The sequence below is a fragment of the Ruegeria atlantica genome, assembly GCF_013032505.1.
Classification (GTDB): Bacteria; Pseudomonadota; Alphaproteobacteria; order Rhodobacterales; family Rhodobacteraceae; genus Ruegeria; species Ruegeria atlantica_F.
The window spans coordinates 14,243-40,496 of the sequence record NZ_WQCG01000002.1; the positions used below are offsets into that span (position 1 = coordinate 14,243).

Consider the following 26,254-nt stretch of genomic DNA (forward strand, 5'->3'; position numbering starts at 1 on the left):
ACCGACCGCAACGGGTAAACGGCACACATGACGATTTCACGACGTTAACGTTACAGAAATATAATTCAAGCCCAATTTACTGGATAAAAAAATAACATAATGTTATGAGATGGGGCGGTAGATTGGGATCGGTAATGAGTCAAATTCTTAGGGTCCGGCAGCTAGAAGCCCTTATGGCTGTAACCACCAACGGCTCTGTCACAGCGGCAGCAGCAGATTTGGGTGTAAGCCAACCAGCCGTTAGCAGACTGCTGTCGGATCTTGAAAAGTCACTTGGGTTTCAGCTTTTCGATCGCCGCGAGGGCCGGTTGGTGCCAACGCAAGAGGTTCGGTATCTCTTGCCCAGCGTTGAGCGTGTTCTCGAGCTTATGAGGCAAATCTCTGACGTCAGTCAGGATATCACACAGCGCAAAGCAGGGCACATCCGTGTTGCTTGCCTACCCGGGTTTGCCACCAGCCACTTGCCTGACGTTGTCGCCACGTTCTTGAGAGACCGGCCCGGCGTTACCTTGACGATCGAGCCAGACAGGCCCGAGCGCATTCTCGAATGGATGATCGGCGAACAGTATGACTTTGGGATCACAGACAGCTTTAACGGCCATCCCGCTGTCGAAAGCTGGGATATCAACGTCCGAACGGTTTGCGTATTCCCTGCCGGAAGTGAATTGGAAGACCTCTCCGAGGTTACACCGGCGGACCTTGTGAATAGTAAAATTATTCACACCCGACGCGACAGCGATTTTTTCGGACGGCTTTCACGGGCATTTCAAAATGCGAATGTCGAACTGAATTCCCACATTGAAGTCCGGCAATTCACTGCGGCCTGTGAATTGGTTGTAAAAGGTGTTGGTGTTTCCGTCGTGAGCGAATTGGACGCCGTCCAATACACAGCGCAGGGACTGAGTTATCGACCGTTCAAGCCATTTTTGCCGCACACCCTCTCACTGGTGCGCCCGATTCTGAAGCAACCGTCACTGGTGACGCTGGAATTCATCGAACAGTTTCGCGAAAGCCTCGAGCCGTTCAAGGCGGATTAATAAGGCGAACTCAAACCGCGTTGCCGATGTGTTCAAAAAGAGTTGTCGTCAGTTCCGGAAGCGCTGAAATTAATTCTTGCAACCGGTTGCAAAAATCATGATTGTGTCACCTGAGAATTGATTCGGGGGACCGTATGTTAAAGATCGGATTGCTGGGCGCCGGACGTATTGGTCGCGTGCATGCGGCGGCGATATCGGCCCATCCCGAAACCGAATTGACCGCTGTTTCAGACGCGGTGAATGACGCTGCCGTCGGTTTGGCGGCTGAATACGGGGCCAGTGTGCAAAGCTCAGACGAGATTATCGGTGATTCAACGATTGATGCGGTTCTGATCGCAACGCCTACCGATACGCATTCCGATCTGATCGAAGCTGCAACACAGGCCGGAAAAGCAGTTTTGTGCGAAAAACCCGTCGATCTGGACCTTGAGCGAGCGAAGATTTGCCAAAAGACTGCAGGCATGACCGGTCAACCTGTCATGCTTGGTTTTAACCGCCGTTTCGATCCCAATTTTCAGACCCTGAAATCTGCCTTTGATGCGGGTGAGGTCGGGAAAGCCGAACTGTTGTCCATCACGTCCTTTGATCCATCGCCGCCTCCGATAAGTTATGTCAAGGTATCGGGCGGGTTGTTCCGGGACATGATGATCCATGACTTTGATATGTCCAACTACCTGATGGGGCGGATGCCTGTCACGATATCAGCTGTCGGGACGTCGGTTGTCGATCCGGAAATCGGGCGGGCTGGAGACGTGGATACAGCAGTGGTAACAATGACTTACCAGGATGGCAGCCTGGCGGTTATCAAGAACTCAAGGCGGGCATCTTACGGGTATGACCAACGGGTCGAATTGCTCGGGTCGCATGGTCTTTTGCAGGCGCATAATGTTCTTGAAAACTCAGTTGTTAAATCAACCGCGGACGGCGTGACCGGAGCGAAGCCAACATACTTCTTTCTTGAACGCTACATGTCCGCTTACCGCGCCGAGTGGGATGCGTTTACGCGTGCCATTCGGTCCGGTTCAGATGTGCCGGTAACTCTCGGGGATGGTGTCGCTGCTTTGGCGATGGCCGAGGCTGCAACGCGCTCGGCGCAATCCGGACGGCCTGTTGCGATTGAGGAGGTTTTTTGAAACCGGTTGCAAAATGATCGGATTTCCGGAAACTGAAGGAAGCCTGATCACCGATCGGAGCAAAGGAGATTCGGTTTAGCCGAATGGCCGGGCTGACCCGGCACCAAGTTTGACTTTTCTATTGGGAGGAATGGAAATGAAAAAGTTCGTAAAAGGGGTGCTGATGGCCAGCGCTGTCGCTTTTGCTGGCGCCACAGGCGTTGCCGCAGAAGGCGAAAAATACATTCTGGTCAGCCATGCTCCGGACAGCGACAGCTGGTGGAACACCATTAAAAACGGCATTGCCCTAGCCGGCGATCAGATGGGCGTTGAGGTCGAATATCGTAACCCGCCAACAGGTGACCTCGCCGATATGGCGCGGATTATTGATCAGGCTGCGGCTTCGGGCCCCAACGGTATCATCACCACTTTGGCCGACCCTGATATTCTGGAAGGCCCAATTAAGGCGGCTGTGGATTCTGGTATCGACGTCATCATCATGAACACCGGCACTCCGGAAAAGGCGCGCGAAGTCGGTGCACTGATGTATGTTGGCCAACCGGAATATGACGCAGGTTTTGCCGCCGGGCAGCGTGCCAAGGATGATGGCATCGGTTCGTTCCTGTGTGTGAACCACTACATCGTGCAACCGTCCAGCCAGGAACGTTGTCAGGGCTTTGCCGACGGTCTGGGTATCGAACTGGGTGAACAGATGATTGATGCGGGCCAGGACCCGGCTGAAATCAAGAACCGCGTTTTGGCATACTTGTCGGCAAATCCCGACACCGACGCGGTTTTGACGCTTGGCCCGACTTCGGCCGACCCGACCATTCTGGCGCTGGAAGAAAACGGCATGGCCGGTGACATCTATTTTGGCACTTTTGACTTGGGTGGTGAAATCGTCAAAGGCATCAAAAGCGGAGTTATCCAGTGGGGTATCGACCAGCAACCTTTCCTGCAGGCCTATCTGCCGGTCGTGGTTATGGCCAACTACCACCGCTACGGCGTTCTGCCGGGTAACAACATCAACTCGGGCCCCGGTTTTGTAACCGCGGATGGGTTGGAAAAGATCGAAGAGTTCGCGGGCGAATACCGCTGATCTTCAAACCGGTGCGGACGCTGACATGCGTCCGCGCCGCATAAAACTCAAAGCATTCTGTAACGCGTGAGGAGAGGCAACCATGGCTGAATCAGCGCAACCCGCGAATGGCGGCGACGAACGGATCAAAGAGATCTCATCGCTGCGCCAGGCACTGATACGTCCTGAACTTGGCGGTATGGTTGGTACCGTTGCAGTTTTCACCTTCTTCTTGCTGTTCGCCTTTGACAGCGGCATGTTCACCGCCCAAGGCGTAATGAACTGGTCGGTTGTTTCTGCCCAATTCATGATCATCGCGGTCGGTGCATGTCTGCTGATGATTGCTGGCGAGTTTGACTTGTCCGTCGGGTCCATGATCGGGTTCGCAGGGATGATGATCGCGATATTCTCGGTCACACTCAGCTGGCCGGTCTGGATGGCGATTATTGTGACCTTCGCGCTGTGCGTCGCAATCGGAGCGGTCAACGGCTTTATCGTTGTGCGAACCGGGCTGCCCAGTTTTATCGTGACGCTGGCTTTTCTGTTTATCCTGCGCGGTTTCACTATCTATCTGCCGCAAACGATCGAGCGCAAAACCATCATCGGTGGTATTCGCGACGTGGCCGAGGGGGATTGGTTAGCCTCGCTTTTCGGCGGCAAAGTTGGGCAGGGATTATTTGTCTGGCTGGGCGATAATGGCGTGATCGAAACCTTCGAGCGTGGAACACGCGCAGGTCAACCCGTCGTCGATGGTATTCCGATGCTGTTGGTCTGGGCTGCTGTCATTATCATTTTTGGCCACGTGCTGCTGACAAAGACCAAGTTCGGAAACTGGATTTTCGCCGCAGGTGGCGATGCCGAGGCTGCGCGGAACTCGGGTGTACCGGTGAACCGGGTCAAAATACTGATGTTCATGTTCACGGCCTTCTGCGCCACCGTTTTTGCGACTTGCCAGGTGATGGAGTTCGGTTCGGCCGGGGCGGATCGCGGTTTGCTCAAGGAATTCGAAGCAATCATCGCTGTGGTTATCGGCGGTGCGCTCCTGACCGGCGGATATGGTTCGGTTCTCGGGGCCGCGCTGGGGGCATTGATATTCGGCGTCGTACAGCAGGGCCTGTTCTTTGCGGGGGTCGAAAGCTCGCTGTTTAGGGTGTTCCTGGGTGTGATCCTTTTGGGCGCCGTGATCCTGAACACCTACATTCGTCGCATCATCACAGGAGAACGCTGAGATGACCGAAGATACCAAATTCCATCACGGCGATGTGCAGGCCAACGAGCCGATCATCCGCATGGTCGACATCCAAAAGCATTTTGGCTCAGTCATTGCGCTTGCGGGGGTCAGTTTTGATCTGAACCCCGGCGAATGCCATTGTTTGCTGGGCGACAACGGCGCGGGCAAATCGACCTTCATCAAAACCATGTCTGGTGTGCACAAGCCAACGTCGGGCGAAATCTTCTTTGAAGGCAAACCGATGCATTTCGAAGACCCGCGCGACGCGATTTCGGCGGGGATTGCGACGGTGCACCAGCATCTGGCAATGATCCCGTTGATGAGTGTCAGTCGGAACTTCTTCATGGGAAATGAGCCGACGCGCAAGGTCGCGGGGATCAATTTCTTCGACAAGAAACTTGCCGACGAAATCACCATGGAAGAAATGCGTAAGATGGGCATCAACCTGCGTGGCCCCGATCAGGCTGTGGGAACGTTGTCAGGCGGAGAGCGTCAGACAGTTGCGATTGCACGTGCCGTGCACTTTGGCGCTAAGATCCTGATCCTGGACGAGCCGACGTCGGCCCTTGGCGTACGCCAAACCTCGAACGTTCTGGCGACCATCGACAAAGTGCGCAGTCAGGGTGTGGGTGTGGTGTTTATCAGCCACAATGTTCGTCACGCGCTGGCTGTCGGCGATAGGTTTACCGTGTTGAACCGGGGTCAAACTTTGGGCACGGCCAAACGAGGCGAGATTTCACCTGAGGAACTGCAAGACCTGATGGCGGGTGGTCAGGAACTGGCTCAGCTGGAAGGGTCTTTGGGCGGAACGGTCTGACGCGATCCTGCGCAGACCCAGCTTTCGAAAAACTGGTATTCAACGAATTGGCCTGAGTGGCCTCAAGTTGAAAGGGATCAATATGGGCAAGACTATCAGATTGACCGCAGCGCAAGCTCTGGTCCGCTACTTGGGCGCGCAAATGAACGAGGCCGGAGAGCCGTTCATCGCAGGTGTCTGGGCAATATTCGGCCACGGGAACGTGGCCGGGCTCGGGGAGGCATTGCACGCCGTCAAGGACAGCCTGCCGACTTATCGCGGCCACAACGAACAGACGATGGCTCATTGCGCTATCGCTTACGCTAAACAAATGCGGCGAACGCGGGCGATGGCGGTGACCTCGTCGATCGGGCCGGGCGCCACGAATATGGTGACTGCCGCCGCGCTGGCCCATGTGAACCGTTTGCCGGTTCTGATCATTCCAGGCGATGTCTTTGCGACGCGTGGCCCAGATCCTGTGCTGCAACAAATCGAGAGCTTTGGCGATGGAACGGTCAGCGCCAATGATTGCTTCAAACCGGTCAGCCGGTATTTCGACCGTATCTCACGGCCCGAGCACCTGCTGACCGCGTTGCCGCGGGCGTTCCGCACGATGACAGACCCCGCTGATTGTGGACCGGCGACTTTGGCATTCTGTCAGGACGTTCAGGCCGAGGCCTATGACTATCCTGAAAGTTTCTTTGAGCCGCGCGTCTGGTATCAGCGCCGCATTCGTCCGGATGAGGATGAACTGGCCCGCGCCGTCGCGGCCATCAAAGCGGCAAAGCGCCCGGTCATCGTGGCCGGGGGCGGAGTTCACTATTCGGGCGCGACGGATGCACTGCAGAGTTTTGTGGAAACGCATAACATCCCGATCACTGAGACGCAGGCTGGCAAATCCGCGCTGGCATGGGATCATCCACTGAACCTAGGACCCGTGGGCGTGACCGGCGGGGAACCAGCAAACTCGGTCTGTGCTGAGGCTGATTTGGTATTGGCGGTTGGCTCTCGCCTGCAGGACTTCACGACCGGCTCGTGGGGTCTGTTTTCGAACCCGCAGCGCGAAATGATTTGCCTGAATACCGCCGCATATGATGCCGAAAAGCACAGCGCGATGCCCCTGCAGTCAGATGCGCGCGTTGGACTTGAGGAGCTGGGTTCGGCTTTGCAAGGATACCGTGCCGAACCTGTGGCGGATACACTTAAGGCTGATTGGTATAGTAAGGTTGACAAGTTGACGGATGCCCCTGGCGACGGCAATGCGCTGCCAACCGATATGCAAGTCGTTGGCGCGGTTCAGCGCGCTTCGAACAACGATACTGTTGTCATGTGCGCGGCGGGCACCATGCCCGGAGAATTGCACAAGCTGTGGAAAGCCCCGCGTCCCGGTGCCTATCACATGGAGTACGGCTTTAGCTGCATGGGCTATGAAATTGCTGGCGCTATGGGCATCAAAATGGCCCAGCCGGATCGTGACGTGATCTGCTTTACCGGTGACGGTACCTATATGATGGCGAATTCGGAAATGGCTTCGGCGGCGATGATGGGTATCTCGTTCACCGTGGTGATCACCGATAACCGGGGCTTTGGCTGCATCAACCGTTTGCAAATGGGCACTGGTGGCGCCGAGTTTAACAATCTGCTGGATCACGCGGTGCATGAAAGCCCCTCGGCCATCGATTTTGCCGCGCACGCTGCGGCGATGGGGGCGACCTCGGTCAAGGTTAGCTCAATTGCCGAACTGGAAGACGCTCTGGCTAAACGTAGCGATGTCAAAGGACCTTATGTGGTGGTCATCGACACCGATCCGTACCCGTCGACCGAATACGGCGGTACGTGGTGGGAAGTTGCGGTGCCCGAGGTCAGCATCCGCCCCGAAGTGAACGAAAAACGCGCGGCCTATGAGCTGGCGATTAAGGAAAGAAACACGAAATGAGCGTGAAAATCGGGATTTCTCCGATCGCTTGGCAGAATGATGATCTGCCAGATCTGACGGCGTCGTACACGATGGAACAGGCCCTGAAAGAGGCGCGTGAGATTGGCTATACCGGCGTCGAGCGCGGCCAGAGGATGCCCGGCGATACAGAAGGGTTGCGTGCCTATCTGGATGGCAATGACATTGCGCTCTGTGGCGGATGGTGCTCGGGCGAGTCGCTGATCAATGATTTCGCGGCAGAACGCGAAGCAGTTCGGGAGCAGGTTGAACAGTTTGTCGCCTTAAACAGCCCTTGCATCGTCTATGCGGAATGCTCGAACACCGTGCAGGGTCAGGCAGGAACACCGGTCAATAGGCGTCCGAAAATGTCCAGAGATGAGATTTCGGCCTATGCAGCCAAGATCACCGAACTGGCGAAATGGATGGCCGACCAAGGTATGCCGATGGCCTACCACCACCATATGGGCACGATAATCGAGACCGAGGATGACGTGAACTGGCTAATGGAAGGTTCAGGTCCCGAGGTGAACCTTTGTTTTGACACCGGCCACCTGCTATTCGGTGGTGGCGATGTGATGGCAACGCTGAACCGCTGGGGCGATCGCGTACATCATGTGCATTTTAAGGACATCCGCCCGGCCATTGTGCAGGACGTAAAAGAAAATGACCGGAGTTTCCTGGACGCGGTCGTTGCCGGAGCTTTCACCGTGCCGGGCGATGGTTGTATCGATTTTCAGGCCGTGGCGAATGCCCTAAAGTCCATGGACTACGACGGCTGGATCGTTGTCGAAGCCGAACAGGACCCGGCCAAGGCGCCGCCATATGAATACTCCAAGAAAGGTTACGAGCATATTCTCGACGTCTGTGGACGGGCAGGATTGGAGGTCCAATTGTAACTACCCCCAGCGGGGTGACACCGAAGCCATGAAAAAGGAGAAATCTCATGGTAAATCAGGAACTAGGTTTTGTCGGCTACTTCGACCGGGAATCCTGTGATCTGGATGAATTCAAGGTGTTGACCTCGCAAAACCTTTTGGCCGAGGACGTCCCGCACGCCGCCGCGATCGAAAAAAATGTTCCAATCTACGATATGCACGCCCTGCGCCCTGCACTGGAGGACACCGGTAGGCGCAAAGCTTTGCTGGCAGAGTGGGGGCATGTTTTGAACAACTTGGCGGGTGTGATTGTTCTGAAAACTGCGTTCGCTGAAACCTCTGTTATTGATCGCGCGACTGATGTCTTTCGCCGGATCATTGATGAAGAAAGAATAAGCAGCGCGGGAGAGGGCGATCACTTTGCTGCCTCAGGTGCAAATGATCGGATCTGGAACGCTCTGCAAAAGCAATGCCTGCGAGATCCCGAGGGATTTGCACTCTACTTTGGGAATACGGCTGTTGCCGCCGCCTGCGAAGCGTGGCTGGGGCCGAACTATCAGGTCACTGCGCAGATCAACCAGGTGCGTCCGGGTGGTCAGGCGCAGCAGGCGCATAGGGATTACCACCTTGGGTTTCAAAGTGCGGATAGCGCAGCGCGCTATCCCGCGCACGCGCATCTGGTCACGGCATCGCTGACGTTGCAGGGGGCGGTTGCCCATTGCGACATGCCGGTTGAAAGCGGCCCGACCAAACTGCTCCCATTCTCGCAGCTTTATCCCCCGGGCTATCTGGCGTTTCATAACGAAGACCATCGCGCATTTTTCGAAGACAGCTATATCCAGCTGGCGCTGGACAAGGGGGATGCTGTGTTCTTTAACCCTGCGCTGTTCCATGCCGCTGGTGAGAACTGCAGTGCAGATATCGACCGGATGGCGAACCTGCTGCAAATCTCATCTGCCTTTGGCCGCGCGATGGAAGCCGTTGACCGGCGGTCCATGTCAGAGGCTGTGTTTCCATCGCTTGTCGCGTTGAAACAACGTGGCGCATTGGTCGGCACCGAATTGGACGCTGCCATCGCCGCCACGGCTGAGGGGTACCCGTTCCCGACAAACCTGGATACGGACCCCCCGGTCGGAGGTAACGCGCCAGCGAGCCAGGCCGACATTCTGCGTCGGGCCGTTTCTGAAGGCTGGACCGAAGCCCAATTGGCCGAGACATTCTCGGCGCTGCAATCAAGACAAGCTGCCTGACGCAAAATGGGCAGGCTAATTTAGCCTGCCTCAGACGGAGAAGAACACATGGCCGACCTGCTCAAAAAGCCCTTTGGGACCAGAGGAAAAGTGCATGATATCACCCCGGCCAGCGCAGGGTGGCGCTATGTCGGGTTTGGCCTGCACCACCTGAAAGCAGGTGACACAGTCGCTGAAGCGACAGGCGACCGCGAGGTCATTTTGGTCATGGTCGAAGGCAAGGCCAGCATTGCCGGTGCTGACCGCGATTGGGGTGTTTTGGGTGATCGGATGAACGTATTCGAAAAAACACCACCGCACTGCCTGTATCTGCCGAACGGGACCGAATGGAGGGCCACAGCCGAAACGGATTGCGTGATAGCGGTGTGTTCAGCGCCCGGAAAAGGTGGCCACGCGGCCCGCCGCATCGGTCCGGAAGGAATAACTCTGACCGAACGAGGTAAAGGCGTGAATACCCGCTACATCAACAACATCGCGATGGAGAATGAAGATTACGCCGACAGTCTGCTGGTAACCGAAGTATTTACGCCAAATGGGCATTGGTCCTCATATCCCAGCCATCGTCATGACGAGGATGATTATCCGCGGATCACCTATTTGGAAGAGACCTACTATCATCGCCTGAACCCGGCAAACGGGTTCGGGATTCAGCGTGTTTATACTGATGATGGGCAGTTGGATGAGACTATGGCTGTTTCGGATGGCGATGTCGTTTGCGTACCGCGCGGTCATCATCCATGCGGCGCTCCCTATGGATTCGAGATGTATTATCTGAATGTTATGGCTGGTCCGCTGCGTAAATGGCGCTTTGTCCCAGCCCCCGAAGTCGAATGGATTATGGAGCGCGACGCGTAACGCCTACGCTTACCATTGCGCGGGCGCACCAAGGGCCCGAATGACCATGCGGGCTGCCGCTTCAACCGGGTCGTGGGTTTCTTTCAGGATCGTCACGCGGTCAAACCTGTCCGCATCGCGGTTGACTGCCTCGCGCAGAGCGTTTCCAAACGCCATGCGCAGTTCGGTTCCGATATTGAACTTGCAGATCGACGTTCCCTTCGCCAATCGGCTGCGTTGTTCCACGGGCACACCAGAACCGCCGTGAATGACCAACGGAACGTCCGTCGCAGCGTCGATTTCGGCGATACGTGCCTCGTCCAACCCGCCTTCTTTGTTCTGTTGCAGATGGACATTTCCAACTGAAATGGCCATCGCGTCCACACCGCTTTCGCGGGCGAACTGGGCGGCCTCGGTCGGGTCTGTGCCGTTTGACCCCTCGCCGCCCGAGTACCCCACAAACCCGATCTCACCTTCGCAGGAAATCCCCGCAGCATGGGCCATTTCGGCAATAGCAGCGGTCTCATCGATGTTCTGTTGCAGCGGCTTGCGCGACCCGTCGAACATCAGCGATGTGAACCCGCTGTCCAGCGCGATTTTGCAGTCCTCGAAGGTATAGCCATGATCCAGATGCGCCACGACTGGTACCGAAGCATTTTCGGCCAGATAGCGAAACATTTTGCCCAGAACAGGCAGCGGCGTGTGTTCGCGGCAGCTGGGGCCAGCCTGCAGGATCACCGGGGCGTTTTCAGCCTCGGCCGCGGCCACATAAGCGCGCATGTCTTCCCAGCCCAGTGTGACCAAACCGCCGACGGCGTAGCCTTGCATATGAGCCGGGGTCAGGACGTCCTTCAGAGTGACTAAGGTCATTTGAACTTTGCAATCATATCTTTGATGCCAGGAATCGTCTCGATCTGGTAGGCATGCGTTGGTTGGAAAAATTGCACCAACGAGCGCTGGCTTAGGCCGCCAAGAATGGTGAAATAGTACATCTCGTATCCTGGCAGCACGCAGCATGGATGATAGCCATTGTCGATGCAGATCGTGGATCCGTCGACGATATGGTACGCGTCGCCCGGCTCGTTGTCCTCACGTTGCAACATTTGCAGACCCGAACCCCAGTTCGGTTTGAATCGGAAGTTATAGGTTTCGTCGTGCCGGGTTTCATCCGGCAGGCGGTTCGTATCATGCTTGTGGCTGGGGAATCCGGACCAGCCGCCCTGACCAACGGTGAAAAGCTCGCTGACCAAAAGGCGTCCGACTTTGTCGTGCTGTTTTTGTCCGAGAATGTGTTTAATCTTGCGATGCGTTTTGGTGTCATCACTGCCGTATTGAACCAAATCGTGTTCGCGAACATCGAAGGGTTCCAGCACCTTGTCGTATTTGGCACCGGCTATGAAGACCTCGGCGTCGGCGGACACACAAACCAGTTGGGCTTTCGCACCAACCGGTACGTAGACGCCTTCTGGGTCACCGTCCCAGACGTCCTCGCCCCGATTTCCGAGCTTGGCGAATTGCACGCCTTCTACATCGATATCAACACTGCCGGTGGCCGGGACGATGCAGGTTTCATAACCCGGCACCTGATACTCGAACGCTTCGCCTTTTTTCAGTTTGACGATGTTAAAGTAATTCAGCGGAACGGTTGAATCCTCGACGTCGACGATCGGTTTGTTCTGATTTTCATAGGGAGCGATGTGCATGAGGGGTTCCTATGTCGCTGGGCCGGGATGAGAGGCAAGAAATGCGTCCAGTTCCGGCGTTGTTGGCATGGCCGGAGCGCAGCCCGGTTTGGACACGACGATCGAGGCGCAGGCTGAGCCGCGCATGACCGCATCCTTAAGCTCGCTCCCGGCGGCGATAGAGGCCAGTAGACCCGCCATAAAGCTGTCACCGGCACCGTTGGGTTTGACGGCGGTGACCGGATAGATACCTGTTTCGATTTCCTGTCCGTCCACGAAGGTTACCGCGCCTTTTTCGCCCATTTTGTAGATCACGATCCGACCCGGTTTCGCGGCGAGTTCCTTGGCCTTTTCAAAGCCTTTTTCAATGCCGCCTGCCATAAACCCGAACTCTTCGTCATTGCCAACGATCAGATCGCTTGCCTCGCCTGCGCGCGACAGGACCTCGGAAGCCACCTCAGGGGATGGCCAGCTGTAGGGGCGGTAGTCGATGTCAAAAATCACTGGCAACCCTGCCTTGCGGGCGTTGTCGAAGGCACGAAACGTGGCACTGCGCGAGGGTTCTGCTGCAAATACGGTTCCGGCAGATATCACTGCTGAAAATTCACCGTAATCGACCTTGTCCATGTCCTCCTCAGTCACCTGAAAGTCGACGGCGCCATTGCGATAGATGACGTTCTGGAAATCTTCGAGCCGGCTTTCGTAAACCGCAAGCGACATGCGGTATTCACCACCGACGATCCGGATGTAAGAAGTGTCTACCCCGTAGTGCGCCAGCTTGTTCAGGCAGAAGCGGCCAACAGCATCGTCTGAGACCGAAGTGATCAGCGACGCCCGACTGCCCAGCTTGACCAACCCGGCGCAGATATTCGCAGATGACCCGCCCAGATCGGCGTGAAACGCATTGGCGTCTTCGCTTTTGACGCCAACCGGATCGGCATACAGGTCCATGCCTGCACGCCCGAAGACCGCAAACCGGTTTCCTTTGATACCGTCTATCAAAGCACTCACGTCGTGTCCTCCGGCAAAAAGGGGCTGGCGAGGATCGTTGGTCCTTGCGTTGAATCGATTCACACGATACTGATTTTGCAACCGGTTGCAAATACATTGTTCGGAGCCGTTGCAGATGTCTGAAATCGGAATTGGAATCATTGGCGGTGGCTATATGGGCAAAGCTCATTCGGTCGCGATGTCAGCCGTTGGCGCGGTGTTCAACACGGCGTTGCGGCCGCGTCTTGAGATGATCTGTGCGTCCACCCCTGAAAGCGCCGAACGGTACCGCGCGGCTTATGGATTTCATCGCGCGACCTCGGATTGGGCTGTGTTGGTAAACGACCCGGCTGTGGATGCCGTCGTGATTGCCTCGCCTCAAACAACTCACAGACAGATTGCAGAGGCTGCATTGGCTTTGGGCAAGCCGGTGCTATGCGAAAAACCCCTTGGGTCGTCGTTGGATGACGGACGCGCGATGGTCGCCGCAGCCGAGGCAGCAGGCGTCACCAATATGGTCGGGTTCAACTATGTCAGAACCCCTGCAACGCAGTTTGCCCGGCAGTTGATTGCTGGCGGAGAACTAGGGGACATCACCTGGTTCCGCGGTGAGCATACCGAAGATTTCTATGCCGATCCCGAAGCCCCGGCCACATGGCGGACTACAGGTATGGCCAACGGTACGATAGGCGATCTCGCCCCGCATATGATCAACGGCGCGCTGGCCCTGATCGGTCCAATTGCTGAGGTTATGGCAGAGGTAGAAACTGTTCATCAAGAACGCCCCGGTGGCACCGTTACCAATGATGATCACGCACAGATCATGTGCCGTTTCGCCAGCGGCGCGATGGGCAATATCTATGTCAGCCGCATCGCGACGGGACGAAAGATGGGCTATGCCTACGAGATTTCTGGTACTAAGGGGGCAATCCGTTTCGATCAGGAAGATCAAAACGCACTCTGGCTTTATCGGCGCGAAGGGCCAGAGGCTGAAAGAGGTTTCACAAAGATCCTGACCGGCCCGGCCCATCCTGATTACGAACCATTTTGTCAGGGCCCGGGCCACGGAACCGGCTATCAGGACCAAATTATCATCGAGGCTAAGGACTTTCTTGAGGCCATCCATTCAGGCAAAGCTATTTGGCCCACATTCCGCGATGGGCATGAGGTCAACTGCGTGCTGGCAGCTGCGCTGAAATCGTCAGAGCAAAGGCAATGGCAAGACGTCAGCACCGTCTAAACGTAAGAACAAAGAGACAATCAAAGAAAGACGAGAACCATGGCAAAGCTGAAATGGGGAATGATTGGTGGCGGCGAAGGCAGTCAGATCGGACCCGCGCACCGGTTGGGGGCGTTGGCGGATGGGATGTTCGAGTTGGCAGCCGGGGCTTTGGATCACCGCCCCGAAGTCGGGCGAGAATATGCGCAAAGGCTTGGCGTGGCGACGGATCGTTCCTATGGCGACTGGCAGGAAATGCTGGCGGGTGAAAAGGACCGTGCCGACCGGGTCGACCTAGTCACGATCGCCACGCCGAACTCAACCCATTTTGAGATTGCCAAATCGTTCCTGGAAGCCGGGTTTAACGTACTTTGCGAAAAGCCGATGACGATGACTGTGGAAGAGGGCGAAGAGATTGTCCGCGTCGCAGAAGCTTCGGGCAGGATATGTGCAGTGAACTACTGCTATTCCGCCTATCCGATGGTGCGACAGGCCCGAGCGATGGTCCGCGCCGGAGACATTGGCAAAGTGCGTCTGGTCGTGACTAATTTCAGCCACGGCCACCATGGTGATGCGACAGACGCCGATAATCCGCGGGTGCGGTGGCGCTATGATCCGGCGATGGCGGGTGTGTCCGGCCAGTTCGCTGATTGTGGCATCCACGCGCTGCACATGGCCAGTTTTATAAGCGATGATGAGGTTAAGACCTTGTCTGCCGATATGGCGTCAACCATTTCAAGCCGCGAACTTGAGGACGACGCCATGATCAACTTCCGAACCGAAGGTGGTGCGGTTGGCCGTTTGTGGACGTCATCCGTAGCGATCGGACGGCAGCATGGTTTCGACATTCAAGTTTTCGGCGAAACCGGAGGGCTGCGCTGGGCGTCGGAACAGCCCAATCAACTGATCTACACGCCTGTTGGTGGCCGGACGCAAATCATCGAAAAAGGCGAGGGCGGTCTACACGACGATGCACAACGATTGTCCCGCGTGGCGATCGCCCATCCCGAGGGGTTCCCGCTGGCTGTTGCCAATATCTATTGCGATCTGGCCGACGCTATTCGCGGAGAAGCACGTGATGGTCTGCCCACACCCGCTGACGGGGTTCGGTCGATCGCAGCCGTGCACGCCGCAGTGGCTTCGTCAAAAAACGATGGGGCGTGGACGGACGCGCGCCCGCCAATGTTCCGCTGATCACGGGCGGGGCCGCAACGTGCCCCGCTCGATCACTCGGCACGGGAAAATTCGGGCCTCGGGGTAACGCTCGGGGTCCTTCAGCATCTCTTCGACCAGATCGACGGAGGCAGTAATAATTTGCTTGATGGGCTGGTGAATCGTCGTCAGATCCACGCTTTCCCAGCGCGACATCTCCATGTCATTTAGACCGATGACGCCAATATCTTTGCCAGGTTTCAGCCCATGATCTGACAATGCGGACAGGGCGCCTATGGACAGAATATCGTCGCCACAGAAGTACCCTTCGGCAGGGCTGTCCGCCAGTTGCTGAAGCATTACTTCGCGCCCGGCTTCGAATGAATATGCGCCTGCGAAAGAATGCGAAACTTGAAGTTTGGGGTGCTTTTCTACTTCTTCCATGAATCCGCGAAAACGATCCATAGCCGATGTCGCATCTTTTGGACCGCCCAGATAGCCAATATGAGTATATCCCCGCGATACCAGTTCTCGTGCCGCCATGCGCCCACACTCCACGTTATCGATGCCTACAACGTGCACTTCGGGCGACGTCGCAGATCGACCGAAAGTATGCACGACCGGAACGCCTGCATCGTGGAATGCTTTGGCAAAGCTGGGCGGCAAGGTGGATGAGGCGACAATGGCGGCGTCCACAGAATACTGCCGCAACATTCGAACTGAGTTCGCCGGTTCTGTTTCATCGGTCAGGTTTACAATTAGCGGGCGCAGTCCGCGTTCTTGCAATGCACGAGTGAATTGGTCGAAGACCTCGAGGAAAATGGGATTGTGGAAGTTGTTGGAAATCAGCCCGATCAACTTGGTCCGGCCGGTGGTAAGGGAGGAGGCTAGTGCGTTTGGACTGTACCCCAGTTCAGCCGCAGCCTTTTCGACCTTGCTGCGTGTCTTCGGTGAGACAGATGCGCCTTCTGTGAAGGTTCGGGATACTGCGGAACGGGACACACCGGCCAGCGCGGCCACTTCCTTGAGGGTCACACTCATGACAAGCACCGACGGGTTCGGGGATAGTTTTCATTCAACTTCATAGGAAAATACTACGCCCTATTGCGCCAGATTTGCAATCGGTTGCAAGAGTGGGTTGAAAAAGTCATTGGGTTCTTCGCTAAAGAACATGTCACGGATCTGACAGTACAAGATCATCGGTTTGGTCGCACCCTTTTGTTGACCTCATTGAAGCAATGACCATTCAAGACGATTTTCTCCGCACAGTTCAGCACGAACGCGGATTGTCCCGCCTTTGGTGGGCGTTGTGACGATCGTTCCTTCCTGAGTTGGCGGCAATGGTTTTGTCGTCCATCGAAGTCTTTGTTCACGGGTAACATGCTTAAGCGGGCGTTGCAGGCTGGGCTCTTCAAAGAAAACGGGGCGGTGAGGTGCGTAAACGTTAAAAGAGGTCATTTTGTACGCAGTGAACACATCAAACGGCTTACTTCGTTTTATGGCCGCAAGCATCGCATTTCGCCATGTCTCCAGCCCCGTTTGTGACGCATAAAGAATGGCTATTGCACCGGCCATTGAGTGTAACCTTAGCCAATTGTCGTCTTCAGTGGAGGCGAGAGCGAGGTTGTAATGCGCGCGATGGCCAAAGCGTCGAACATTGCTACGTGTCCAGGGAAAACAACCGAAAGGTGAAACGCCCAAGTAAACTATGTCCGCGTCACTTGGAATTTCTGGAATGGTGAGGCTTTCGGTTATCGGTGCGACATCATCCTCCAGAACTAAAGCTGGCAGCGTCTTGATTGACTCCAATGCCGCAAGATGTGCTTTGGCGCAGTTCAAGGCATGGCTTTGTCCTGTAATTCCTTCCGAAAATGAGAAATCGAGACCGTGCCTGTTCATCAAATTGGTCATATGAAGCCGTCTGCCTTTGTTCTCGGGTAAATTGATAACCCGACAATCTGAAACGGCTGCGCTCAACTTCATCATTCTAGGTGTCCGTCAGATGCGCCACGCAATTCGCGCAGCTGATGAATATCCTTGGGTTGGAGGTTTCAAGATGCTTGAGCATCAACGCTGTTGCAATCGTGCAGAAGCCCATTCGGGATCGCAGACACGCACCAGTGTCTTCAGGACAGCGGCTATCAGGCGAGAGTCAAAGTTGGGCTATTTTTGCATAGCTTTGACGCCTGCAAAAACAGAACGTCCTCAAAGTCCTGAAGAGCCTGGGATCTTTCCTGCGTTGCGGGGTACAACAGGCCGAAGGTCATCCAACGTTCGGGTGCGATTGGAACCAAGGCTAAACGTTCTGTTGTTTCCTGTGCCGCGACCAACTCGTCAGCAATTGTTATGCCGGCGCCTTCCGCCACAAGCGAACAGGCAAGCTGTGACGCAGCCACTTCGCAGGTATGACGGGGATTGACGCCGGCAGACCGGAAGATGTCGTCAAGCTGTTCGCGTAGTAGAAGCCCGTTCATCAGTCGAATGACGGGCTCGCTGGCAAGATCTGTGGCTGTAACTGTTTTGCGGACAGACAAAGCGTGAGCAGCTGGTAGAACAGCCTGCGCTCGCACCCGCAGCAGGGGCTTTGTCTTTACGCCTGGATGCTCGACCGGCAATGCCCCGATGCCAATGTCATATTCACGTCCGGCAAGCCATTTACTGGCCTCGCGCCGCGCGCGGATGTCCAGAGTTACGTTCGTGTCTGGGTGGGCCTGCAAAAACATCGCAAGCGCCGGCGCCGAAATCGCGCGGGCGATACGCGGCATTGTGACGACGCGCAGTGTTTCTGTACGCCCTGCTCGGATCTCTGCGGCGATGCGAGGAACTTCATCAAGGTTATCCAAGATACGCCCCGCTTCGCGGTAGAACGCCAAGCCTTCTCGCGTGGGTGACAGATTACGACCACTACGATCGAAAAGGGTCAGGCCCAATTCCGCTTCAAGGCCGGAAATCAAGCGGCTGATTGCTGGCTGGCTCAGGTGCAGGATTTCAGATGCGGCGACCAGCGTTCCTTCCGAAAGGGTGGCACGAAAGGCGCGAAGGGCTTTGATATTCATCAGGTCGACTCTTTACTTATTTGCAAGATAAGATAACACCTTTGCATTTTATTTAACACTGATTTTAAACTAATTTGGATCGCATCTTAGGGAGGATGCTATGAAGCGTAGAACTATTCTCACTGCTGTCCTTGCGGCGGTAACCGTTACTGCAACCGCAACAGCAAGTTTCGCAGCCGACTGGCCGAAGCGCCCGATCAATCTGGTTGTTCCTTACAAGGCCGGCGGCGGTACAGACGCTTATGCACGTGCAATTTCGGCGGCAGCCGAAGGGGTACTGGACGTTCCTGTTGTTGTTGTGAATAAGCCCGGCTCAGGCGGCCTGAACGGTGCAAACTCGGTCGTGGGTGCACGCCCCGACGGCTATACCTTGATGATGACCTCGGGTGGCTCGTTCCTGCTATCGACCATGACACGCGACACCGATATCGACGCGCTGGACAGCTTTGAGTTCGTTGCCCAGGTCGGTCAACTGCAAACATCGCTGATGGTCCCGCTGAACAGCCCGTTCCAGTCCGTTCAGGACGTGATTGACGCGGCCAAAGCCAATCCAGGCCAACTGCGCTGGGCCCATTCGGGTCGTGGGGGCTTCCACCATGTTGGTGGCATGGGCTTCCTGGCCAATAACGGCATCGATGCGCAGGACGTACCGTTCAAAGGTGGCGGACCGACCCGTGCCGCACTGATCGGTGAACAGGCCGACTTTGGCTTCCTGGGTGTTCAGCAGCTTGCAGGGTTTGAAGAGCAGCTTCGTGCGTTGGCCGTCAACAGTCAGGAACGCGATGGCATCATGAAAGACGTCCCTGCGTTCGGCGAGTTGGGCATTCCGTTTGCCGCCGTCTCCTCTCCGGTGATCGTGTTTGCTCCGAAGGGCACGCCGGCTGAGGTGATCGCCGCGATGGAAACTGCACTGGAGCAAATCGCAGCGAAACCCGAATTCGCCGAACTGCTGGCGTCGCGCGGCACAGGCCCTGTCTACCAAAATGGCGCGGACGCCAAAACGACGCTTTCCGCAATGAAAGAGGACGCCGCTCCCCTGGTCGAAAGTCTGACCAACTAAAGTCCTCGGGGCCGGATGGATACTCTTCATCCGGCCTTTTTGTATCTACCGTAATCAGGGAGGAACGATATGCGCGCCTATGCAGAAGGCCTTGTGCTTGCCCTTATTTCCATCGTTGCCATTTGGGGCGCCTGGCAAGTGCCGGCAGCTTCGCCGGGGGATACCTGGGCTGGCATCGTACCGTTTTCAGCATCAATTGCACTGCTATTTCTTTCCGGCCTGTTACTATTAAGCGCCGTCCGTCAACCGGTTGGCGACGCCGGTCAGGAACAGGATAACGGCGCAACGCTGCAGATCATTGGCCTGTTCATCATCGCCCTGATCTATCAGCAATCGTTCCGCTGGTTCGGCTACCTTTTGCCAACTGCGATCGCCGCGCCAATCGTTTTGTACTTTTTCGGAGTTCGCAGTCGGATCGGTCTGGCGATTTCTGTCGTTCTGTGCCCGTTGATCTTCCACCTCATCTTTTTTGTGCTGCTGGGCGTGTACCCGCCCTATGGCGAGGTCTTCGACCTGCTGAGCTGGATACAGGGGTAAATCGTTATGGAAATTTTTCCCGCACTTCTTTCGGTCATAACTGATCCCAGTTTGCTATTTGCCATAGTTCTGGCCGCAGCCGTGGGTATGGTTGTTGGGGCCACGCCTGGTCTGACCGCATCTGCAGCGATTGCCATGCTGTTGCCCATTACGTTCTATATGTCCCCGCTCTTTGCGCTCGCCTTCCTGTATGTGATCGGAAAGTCCGGCCGCTATGGCGGCTCGATCGCGGCAATTCTGTTCAACACGCCCGGCACTGCGGCCAGTGCTGCGACACAGATCGACGGTTATCCGCTTGCGCGCGCCGGAAAGGCCGGAAAGGCAATGAAAGTCGCGACCATATCTTCGGTCATTGGTGATCTCATGGGGGATATCCTGCTGGTCATTGGTGTCGGATTCATTGCGGCCATTGCGCTCAAGCTGGGCCCGCCTGAAACCTTTGCGATCTATTTTGCGGCCTTCGTGGTCATCGGCTCGGTTATCGGCAACTCAATCGTCAAGGGACTGGCATCTGCTTTAATGGGCATTTTGATCGCTATGGTCGGATTGGACCCCATCTCAAGCGAAGAACGCTATACCTTTGGCTCGTTTGACTTGTCCAACGGGATTGGTCTTGTGCCCCTGATGATCGGTGTATTCGTTCTGGGTGAGGTTTTTGCCCAGTTGGAAACACGCCGCAAGGCAACAGGCGAAACCGAAGAGAACGAAAGCACGGCAGGTGGCAACAACCTAACCTGGGAAGAATACAAACCCTGTCTGCCCCATGCGTTCCGTGGCGGTTTTATCGGTGCAGGCATCGGTGTTCTGCCCGGGCTGGGTTCAGCCATTGCAGCCTTTATTTCCTACGGTGAAGGCAAACGCCGCGCCAAAAACCCCGAAAAGTGGGGCAAGGGCGCGTTGGAAGGCGTCGCAGCACCCGAAGCTGCAAACAACGCGGTGTCCGGCCCGTCGATGGCGCCGTTGCTGACGCTGGGGATCCCGGGGTCTACGATTGGCGCTATCCTTTTGGGTGTTTTCCTGATCCACGGCATTCAGGTTGGGCCAACTCTGTTCCTGACTGACAAAGAGCTGGTCTATAAACTGTTCGCCTGCGGGATGTTGGGTATTCTGGCCTATGGTCTTATCGGTTACTTCGGTGCCACTCAGGTTGCGGGCCTGATCCTGAAGATCCCCACCAATGTCCTGTATCCGCTGATCTTTCTCACCGCGTTTGTTGCAGCCTATTCGGCGCGCGGATCAATGTTTGACGTCACGGTCATGACCTGCGCGGGCTTTGCTGGCTGGTTGATGCGTAAATTCGACTTCAACGTGGCGGCGTTCGTCATTTCCTTCGTGCTAGCCAAAGGTGCGGAAGAGACCTTCCGCCAGTCGTTGCTGATGTCGGAAGGTGGCGCTTTGATCTTTGTCGAACGTCCGATCGCGCTGGCTTTTCTGGTCATCGGCGCAGGCGCGGTTGCTTTCCGTATCCGAGGGATAATGAAAGAGCGCAAGATCGCAAAGGGAGAGCTGGAAGATGCTTGAACACTCCCTATACCGCGATTGCTTTTCCAGCGCCGATATGCGGTCCATCTGGTCGCAACACGCCACGATCTCGGCCTGGCTAAAGGTTGAACAGACGCTGGCCCGCCATCAGGCGCTGGAAAACCTGATCCCGCAAGAGGCGGCAGATGCGTTGGATGCAGTTTCGGTCTGTAATCTGGACATCGAGCGCCTGCACGAAGACATGATGCTTGTCGGGCGTCCGATCGTTGGACTTGTCGAGCAATTGAGAGTCCGGGTCGGCGAGCATGCAACAAAGGTCCACTACAGGGCGACAACGCAGGACATCATGGACACTGCGCTGGCTTTGCAAATGAAGATCGGTCTGGTGCACATCCAGACCGGGCTGCAAAGACTGAACAGCGCCATTGAGCAACAAATCGATCAGCTTGGCGACATTGTCATGATCGGTCGTACGAATGGCCAACATGCCTTGCCCATTCGGGTCGGGACCAAATTGACCGTCTGGAAAGGCGAACTGCAGAGGCGTGCACAAGCGCTGGAAGAAGCGGGCGCGCGGGGTCTGAATGTTCAGATTGGTGGCCCCGTTGGTGATCTGCAGGGTTACGAAAACGGGACGGGGCATCGCATCAAGGAAGGCGTTGCAGCCACCTTGGGTCTGAACACGATTGAACCCCATTGGCAAAACGCACGCGACGGGCTTGCCGACGTTGTAATTGCGCTGGGCGGATTGTGTGCGACGCTGTGCAAGATCTCGCATAACGTCAATTTGTTGTCTTCTTCAGATATCTCCGAATGGTCCGAAGTGCATGAAGCCGGTAAAGGCGTGTCTTCGGCTATGGCGCACAAACAGAACCAACGCGCGTCGGAATTTGGAGAGGCTGTCGCCCGGCTTGGACGACAGCGTGCCGAACAGATTGGCGAGTTCACCACTCATCAACACGAGCGGTCTGGGGGTATGTGGATTGGCGAATGGATCGTTGTACCCGAGACGTTCCTGCTCACATCAGGCGCCTTGTCTTGGGTCGAAACGATCTTTGCGAACCTAATCGTGGATTCTGAAGCCATGGCTCTCAAGGTTGCCGATTTTGAGAAAAGCACCGCAGGAAAACCGCATTAAAGCAGCCAGGTTGGTCATATCACCGCTCGGTTTTCGAACGGTGACTGAGGCCATGGGACAAGCTCACTGGGTTTCTGGTCTGAACTGCGGCTCACGCTTTTCAAGAAAGGCGTTCATACCTTCTTGCTGGGCAGGCAATCCATACAGCGCTTGATACATTTGCCGTTCAAACCGCAAACCTGTTTCTAGGGTGCTCTGGTCGGCCATGTTTATACAGGTGCGGGCCATGCTGACGATGTCACCGGCGTAATCTGCGATGGTATCAGCCACCTCATGCGCGGTGTTCAACAAGGTACCCTCTGCCACTACGCGACTGACCAGACCCATCTGCAAAGCCTCTGACGCGTCAACCATGCGCCCGGTCAGGATCATATCCATGGCCCTGGCACGGCCGATCAGCCGCGTAAGCCTTTGCGTGCCACCAATCCCCGGAATGCAGCCAATTTTGATTTCGGGCTGACCGAATTTCGCAGTGTCCGCGGCCAGAATGATGTCACACATCAGCGCAACCTCGCACCCGCCGCCCAGGGCATAGCCACTGACCGCTGCCACCTTGGGCAGACGCAGCGCCGCAAACCTGTCCCATTCGGCAAAGTAATCGCTGGCCTGCATTGTCGCGCAGGTCTGTACCGCAAGCTCACTGATATCTGCCCCGGCGGCAAAGGCCCGGTCATTGCCTGTCAGGATCAGGCAGCCGATGCCGGGATCTTTGTCAAACGCGGTCGCGGCGGTCAGGACTTCGTTCATGAGTTGCGTATTCAGCGCGTTTAGCTGATCGGGACGGTTGAAGCGGATCGTTGCGACCCGCCCCCGTGTTTCGGTTTCGATAGTCTCAAACATGCTCAGCTATCCCAAATTGCGCCATAGGCAGGAATGCCCAGGCTTTCCATGTCATGCACAACCTTGCGGGTCAGCTTTTGGTTCGAGATCACGATGACCGCCTCAGCCCCGCTGTCGCGAACGGCTTGCATGGCAAGGGCCGACAGATTGGGTTTGCCGTCTTTGTCCGTGTCCCAGATCAAAGGCTGCTCGGTGTTGGCTTCGATCTCATCCACCAGCGCGTCACCATAGGTTTTGCGCGGGCTGCGAGTGGACCAGATCAGACGGTTTGGCACATCCTTAGCCAACAGATGCGGCAAGATCGGGCCGATACCTGAACCAGTGCCCACATACACCACCTTTTTGAACAGCACTTCGATCCGCGCGACACCGGATGTGGTGATGCCCTTGACCCAAACTTTTTTGGGCGGATTGTCAATGAAACGCCCGGTCCAGTCGCCCGCACGGCTGATGGCCAATCGGTAACCCGGCTGGTCCGGGGATGGGATATTGGCGAATGAGTGATACTCGCCAAACGGGGTGTGGCTGATCGCGTTCGAACTGCCGGGGAACGGAGTATCTCCATAGTCAAACTGCGCAATCACTGCATGGTTCGACGGCTTTTCGATCCGAACCTTCACGCGTTTCAAGGTCAGCCAAGGGGACAGGATCGACAGAGTGATCAGGCAGAGCATCCAGAAGGCCGGGCTGTGCAGCAACATCCCACCCATGTCACTTGTGACCGAGATAGTCTGGGCCCAAAACAACCCCAGGACCGTCCAACCGACAAAGCGATGCGTTTTCTCGAACGTATTGTGGAACCGCGCGCGGATCGGGCCGAGAGCCGATATCACCATTATTGTCATCAGGGCGACCATTGTCGCGCTTAGGCCCAGTGTCAGATCCGACGGCGCGGTGGCTCCGTCCACGCGGTTCCAAACCATCGCAAAAAGAAGAAAGCCGAACCAGATGGTCCCGGCCACAGCGCCGCCCGAATGCAACCCGCCGAAGTGGAACACTTTGCCAGCCCCCCAGCGGATCCACAGCGGCCACGATGTGGGAATACGGGTGGCCAGCCAGAACAGGGTGTTGACCACCCGCTGCTGCCGGATCAGGATGCCCAGGCTGATGTTGATCAACGCCATGTCCGCAATCGGACCAAGCGCAAAAGCGTTTTCTGTGAACCAGGCCCCGTCGCGCAATCCAATCACAAAGACGGCCAGATTTGCCAACGCAACAAGAATCGCAAGACGTCGGTACTCCATCAGGGCCGGGTGACGTGTGACACGCCGCCAGTTTAGGCCGCTAGTTTCAAGGTTTGTCGTCTGCGTTGTCATCAGTTCAACTCCGCACCGGTTGCTGCGATATGGCTGCGCGCCAGATCGAGCAGAACACGCTTGTCCAGCTTCCCACGCGGAGTGCGGGGCAGGGCATCCATCGGGACCACAACGGTGGGGCTGCAGTAGTATGGCAGTCGATCTGATACAGATCGCGCGGCCCTCTTGGGGCATGCCGAAGATGGTGAGATGAAGCTGACCAGATTGCGACTGTCATATTGCAAGGTCACTGCCTGCTGACAGCAGGGCGATGCCTCAAGCGCCGTCGTAACGCCGTCCAGTTCAACCCGGAAACCGCGTACTTTGACCAGATCGTCAACGCGCCCGAAATGCTCAAGCTCACCGGTATCCGTCCAGCGGCCCAGATCACGGGTGCGGAACATCATGTGGCCAGGCCGGAATGGGTCAGGCCGGTAACGCTCGGCTGTCAGCTTGGGGTTGGCGAGGTAACCAGCTGTGACACAATCGCCGCCTGCCCACATCTCTCCTTTCTCGCCGATGGGTAGCGGGCGCAGGTTTTCGTCCAGAACATAGACCGTGTTGTTCGGTGTAGGGCGCCCAATTGACAGAACCTGCTTGTCGGCGAAGTGGGGCTCGGCTGTATTGATGATGGTGGTCTCGGTTGGACCACAGGAATTGTAGAAGGTGCAAAAGGAAGACCAGCGATCGGCCAGCGGTCGCGGACAGGGTTCGCCTGCTACGGCAGCAGTTTTGACCTGAGTGCAACGGGTGTCGTCTAGCGCGTTCAGGATCGATGGCGTGGCGATCAGAATATCCACATTCTCAGCCGTTTCCTGAATTGACTTGCCGCGAATGACCAGCGTCGCGCCATTGGATAAAGCGCCAAGGATCTCCCACGCCGCCATGTCGAATGAGATCGACAGGATCTGTCCGACGCGCAGGCCCGGCCGCATCCCCAGATCTCCGGGGCTGGTCAGCAGAATGTTAGCCAGATTCCGATGCGTAACCTGTACACCGTTCGGAACGCCGGTTGTGCCTGAGGTGAACAGTATCATCGCCAAGTCGTCCGGGTCGGCCCGATACGCGGGACCGGGTGCCGGAGCGTCCAGCATCGGGTCAAACATCGTCGTATCAATGGTGATCAGCGTCTGATTCAAGCTAACGGGGACTTGGTCTGTTAGTTCACTCAGGCTGAGGATGATTTTTGCATCGGTTACCTTGGCAACATGGCGCAAGGTTTCTGTTGGCGCGACACCGACATGCTGGGGAATATAGGCGGCCCCAAGTTTTATGGCCGCGACGATTCCCACGATCATTTCGATCGAACGGTGCAAGAACAAGCACACAGCGTCGCCGCGTTTCACACCATGGGCGCGCATGACATTCGCCAGCCGGTTCGAGGCTTCGTCCAGCGTCCGATAGGTGAGGCTATGATCGGCAAATTCTACCGCTGTGGCATCGGCCTGCCTCAGTAATGACTGACACAGCGCGTCGGCGATGGTGGCATGGCGAGGCAGAACCTGCGGCCCCCAGCCAAAAGCCAGAAACTGCTCCTGATCTTCGGGGCTCAGCGCATCCAGCGCATCCGGCCCTGCAGCGCGAGAGAGGTCGTTTAGCGTCAGAAGGGGGTAGTTTGTCTGGGGATCGGTTGCGATAACGTGCATGGCATTCT

24 protein-coding genes are annotated in these 26,254 nt (G+C 56.4%); 15 read left to right on the forward strand and 9 right to left on the reverse strand.

From position 1 onward, the window contains the following. The first annotated feature begins 134 nt into the window (after positions 1-134). The 9 genes from GOW92_RS07370 (at position 135) to iolB (ending at position 10,170) form a co-directional block, all read left to right on the forward strand. Positions 135-1,037, forward strand: a complete 903-nt coding sequence (locus GOW92_RS07370; RefSeq protein WP_170559421.1) for a LysR substrate-binding domain-containing protein — start codon at positions 135-137, stop codon at positions 1,035-1,037. 134 nt (positions 1,038-1,171) lie between these two features. Then, positions 1,172-2,170 carry an inositol 2-dehydrogenase gene (gene iolG / locus GOW92_RS07375; RefSeq protein WP_170559422.1) on the forward strand — a complete coding sequence of 333 codons (999 nt, stop codon included), beginning with the start codon at positions 1,172-1,174 and terminating at the stop codon, positions 2,168-2,170. Between the two features lie 136 nt (positions 2,171-2,306). Further along, positions 2,307-3,248, forward strand: coding sequence for a sugar ABC transporter substrate-binding protein (locus GOW92_RS07380; protein WP_170559423.1), 942 nt, complete (start codon positions 2,307-2,309; stop codon positions 3,246-3,248). 82 nt (positions 3,249-3,330) lie between these two features. Then, entirely contained in the window at positions 3,331-4,455 is a 1,125-nt protein-coding gene (locus GOW92_RS07385; protein ID WP_170559424.1) for an ABC transporter permease, read from the forward strand. Position 4,456: 1 nt separating this feature from the next. Continuing rightward, positions 4,457-5,275: an ATP-binding cassette domain-containing protein gene (locus tag GOW92_RS07390; RefSeq protein ID WP_170559426.1), complete on the forward strand. Its 819-nt coding sequence runs from the start codon at positions 4,457-4,459 to the stop codon at positions 5,273-5,275. Positions 5,276-5,357: 82 nt separating this feature from the next. Continuing rightward, positions 5,358-7,190, forward strand: a complete 1,833-nt coding sequence (gene iolD / locus GOW92_RS07395; RefSeq protein ID WP_170560747.1) for a 3D-(3,5/4)-trihydroxycyclohexane-1,2-dione acylhydrolase (decyclizing) — start codon at positions 5,358-5,360, stop codon at positions 7,188-7,190. Continuing rightward, positions 7,187-8,086: a myo-inosose-2 dehydratase gene (iolE, locus tag GOW92_RS07400; RefSeq protein ID WP_170559428.1), complete on the forward strand. Its 900-nt coding sequence runs from the start codon at positions 7,187-7,189 to the stop codon at positions 8,084-8,086. The genes iolD and iolE overlap by 4 nt, the downstream gene beginning before the upstream one ends. A 47-nt stretch (positions 8,087-8,133) precedes the next feature. Then, positions 8,134-9,315: a phytanoyl-CoA dioxygenase family protein gene (locus GOW92_RS07405; protein WP_170559430.1), complete on the forward strand. Its 1,182-nt coding sequence runs from the start codon at positions 8,134-8,136 to the stop codon at positions 9,313-9,315. Between the two features lie 48 nt (positions 9,316-9,363). After that, the gene (iolB, locus tag GOW92_RS07410) at positions 9,364-10,170 is read left to right on the forward strand and encodes a 5-deoxy-glucuronate isomerase (protein WP_170559432.1); all 807 of its coding nucleotides are present in this window, start codon (positions 9,364-9,366) and stop codon (positions 10,168-10,170) included. Between the two features lie 9 nt (positions 10,171-10,179). On the opposite strand, the gene GOW92_RS07415 is transcribed toward iolB, so the two are convergent. The 3 genes from GOW92_RS07415 to iolC are packed head-to-tail and all read right to left on the reverse strand — an operon-like array spanning position 10,180 to position 12,842. Next, the gene (locus tag GOW92_RS07415; RefSeq protein ID WP_170559434.1) at positions 10,180-11,019 is read right to left on the reverse strand and encodes a class II fructose-bisphosphate aldolase; all 840 of its coding nucleotides are present in this window, start codon (positions 11,017-11,019) and stop codon (positions 10,180-10,182) included. Continuing rightward, positions 11,016-11,852, reverse strand: a complete 837-nt coding sequence (locus tag GOW92_RS07420) for a 5-deoxy-glucuronate isomerase (protein WP_170559436.1) — start codon at positions 11,850-11,852, stop codon at positions 11,016-11,018. Before GOW92_RS07420 ends, GOW92_RS07415 begins: the two co-directional genes overlap by 4 nt. 9 nt (positions 11,853-11,861) lie before the next feature. Then, complete coding sequence (gene iolC, locus GOW92_RS07425) at positions 11,862-12,842, reverse strand: 5-dehydro-2-deoxygluconokinase (protein ID WP_368040261.1); 981 nt, start codon at positions 12,840-12,842, stop codon at positions 11,862-11,864. Positions 12,843-12,957: 115 nt separating this feature from the next. Here iolC and GOW92_RS07430 point away from each other — a divergent pair, with 115 nt between their 5' ends. Together GOW92_RS07430 and GOW92_RS07435 are read left to right on the forward strand one after the other, a co-directional pair. Beyond that, complete coding sequence (locus tag GOW92_RS07430; protein WP_170559440.1) at positions 12,958-14,061, forward strand: Gfo/Idh/MocA family protein; 1,104 nt, start codon at positions 12,958-12,960, stop codon at positions 14,059-14,061. A 39-nt stretch (positions 14,062-14,100) separates the two neighbouring features. Then, the gene (locus GOW92_RS07435; RefSeq protein WP_170559442.1) at positions 14,101-15,234 is read left to right on the forward strand and encodes a Gfo/Idh/MocA family protein; all 1,134 of its coding nucleotides are present in this window, start codon (positions 14,101-14,103) and stop codon (positions 15,232-15,234) included. Here GOW92_RS07435 and GOW92_RS07440 read toward each other — a convergent pair whose 3' ends face one another. The 3 genes from GOW92_RS07440 to GOW92_RS07450 all read right to left on the reverse strand — a co-directional run bounded on the left by GOW92_RS07440 (position 15,235) and on the right by GOW92_RS07450 (position 18,248). Further along, positions 15,235-16,233 (reverse strand): LacI family DNA-binding transcriptional regulator, encoded by a 999-nt coding sequence (locus tag GOW92_RS07440; RefSeq protein WP_170559444.1) that lies wholly within the window; start codon positions 16,231-16,233, stop codon positions 15,235-15,237. It abuts the gene before it with no gap. Between the two features lie 186 nt (positions 16,234-16,419). Then, entirely contained in the window at positions 16,420-17,178 is a 759-nt protein-coding gene (locus tag GOW92_RS07445) for a hypothetical protein (protein ID WP_170559446.1), read from the reverse strand. 155 nt (positions 17,179-17,333) lie between these two features. Next, positions 17,334-18,248: a LysR family transcriptional regulator gene (locus GOW92_RS07450; protein WP_170559448.1), complete on the reverse strand. Its 915-nt coding sequence runs from the start codon at positions 18,246-18,248 to the stop codon at positions 17,334-17,336. Positions 18,249-18,348: 100 nt separating this feature from the next. Between GOW92_RS07450 and GOW92_RS07455 the strand changes: the two genes are divergently transcribed. From GOW92_RS07455 to GOW92_RS07470, 4 genes are all read left to right on the forward strand, one after another. Then, complete coding sequence (locus GOW92_RS07455) at positions 18,349-19,308, forward strand: tripartite tricarboxylate transporter substrate binding protein (protein WP_170559450.1); 960 nt, start codon at positions 18,349-18,351, stop codon at positions 19,306-19,308. A gap of 69 nt (positions 19,309-19,377) precedes the next feature. Further along, positions 19,378-19,845, forward strand: a complete 468-nt coding sequence (locus tag GOW92_RS07460) for a tripartite tricarboxylate transporter TctB family protein (protein WP_170559452.1) — start codon at positions 19,378-19,380, stop codon at positions 19,843-19,845. Between the two features lie 6 nt (positions 19,846-19,851). Beyond that, positions 19,852-21,366: a tripartite tricarboxylate transporter permease gene (locus GOW92_RS07465; protein WP_170559454.1), complete on the forward strand. Its 1,515-nt coding sequence runs from the start codon at positions 19,852-19,854 to the stop codon at positions 21,364-21,366. After that, complete coding sequence (locus tag GOW92_RS07470) at positions 21,359-22,465, forward strand: lyase family protein (protein WP_170559456.1); 1,107 nt, start codon at positions 21,359-21,361, stop codon at positions 22,463-22,465. The genes GOW92_RS07465 and GOW92_RS07470 overlap by 8 nt, the downstream gene beginning before the upstream one ends. 63 nt (positions 22,466-22,528) lie before the next feature. Here GOW92_RS07470 and GOW92_RS07475 read toward each other — a convergent pair whose 3' ends face one another. The 3 genes from GOW92_RS07475 to GOW92_RS07485 are packed head-to-tail and all read right to left on the reverse strand — an operon-like array spanning position 22,529 to position 26,246. Continuing rightward, positions 22,529-23,305 carry an enoyl-CoA hydratase-related protein gene (locus GOW92_RS07475; RefSeq protein ID WP_170559458.1) on the reverse strand — a complete coding sequence of 259 codons (777 nt, stop codon included), beginning with the start codon at positions 23,303-23,305 and terminating at the stop codon, positions 22,529-22,531. Between the two features lie 2 nt (positions 23,306-23,307). After that, complete coding sequence (locus GOW92_RS07480) at positions 23,308-24,621, reverse strand: hypothetical protein (RefSeq protein ID WP_170559460.1); 1,314 nt, start codon at positions 24,619-24,621, stop codon at positions 23,308-23,310. Beyond that, positions 24,621-26,246: an amino acid adenylation domain-containing protein gene (locus tag GOW92_RS07485; protein WP_170559462.1), complete on the reverse strand. Its 1,626-nt coding sequence runs from the start codon at positions 26,244-26,246 to the stop codon at positions 24,621-24,623. Before GOW92_RS07485 ends, GOW92_RS07480 begins: the two co-directional genes overlap by 1 nt. Positions 26,247-26,254 lie beyond the last annotated feature (8 nt).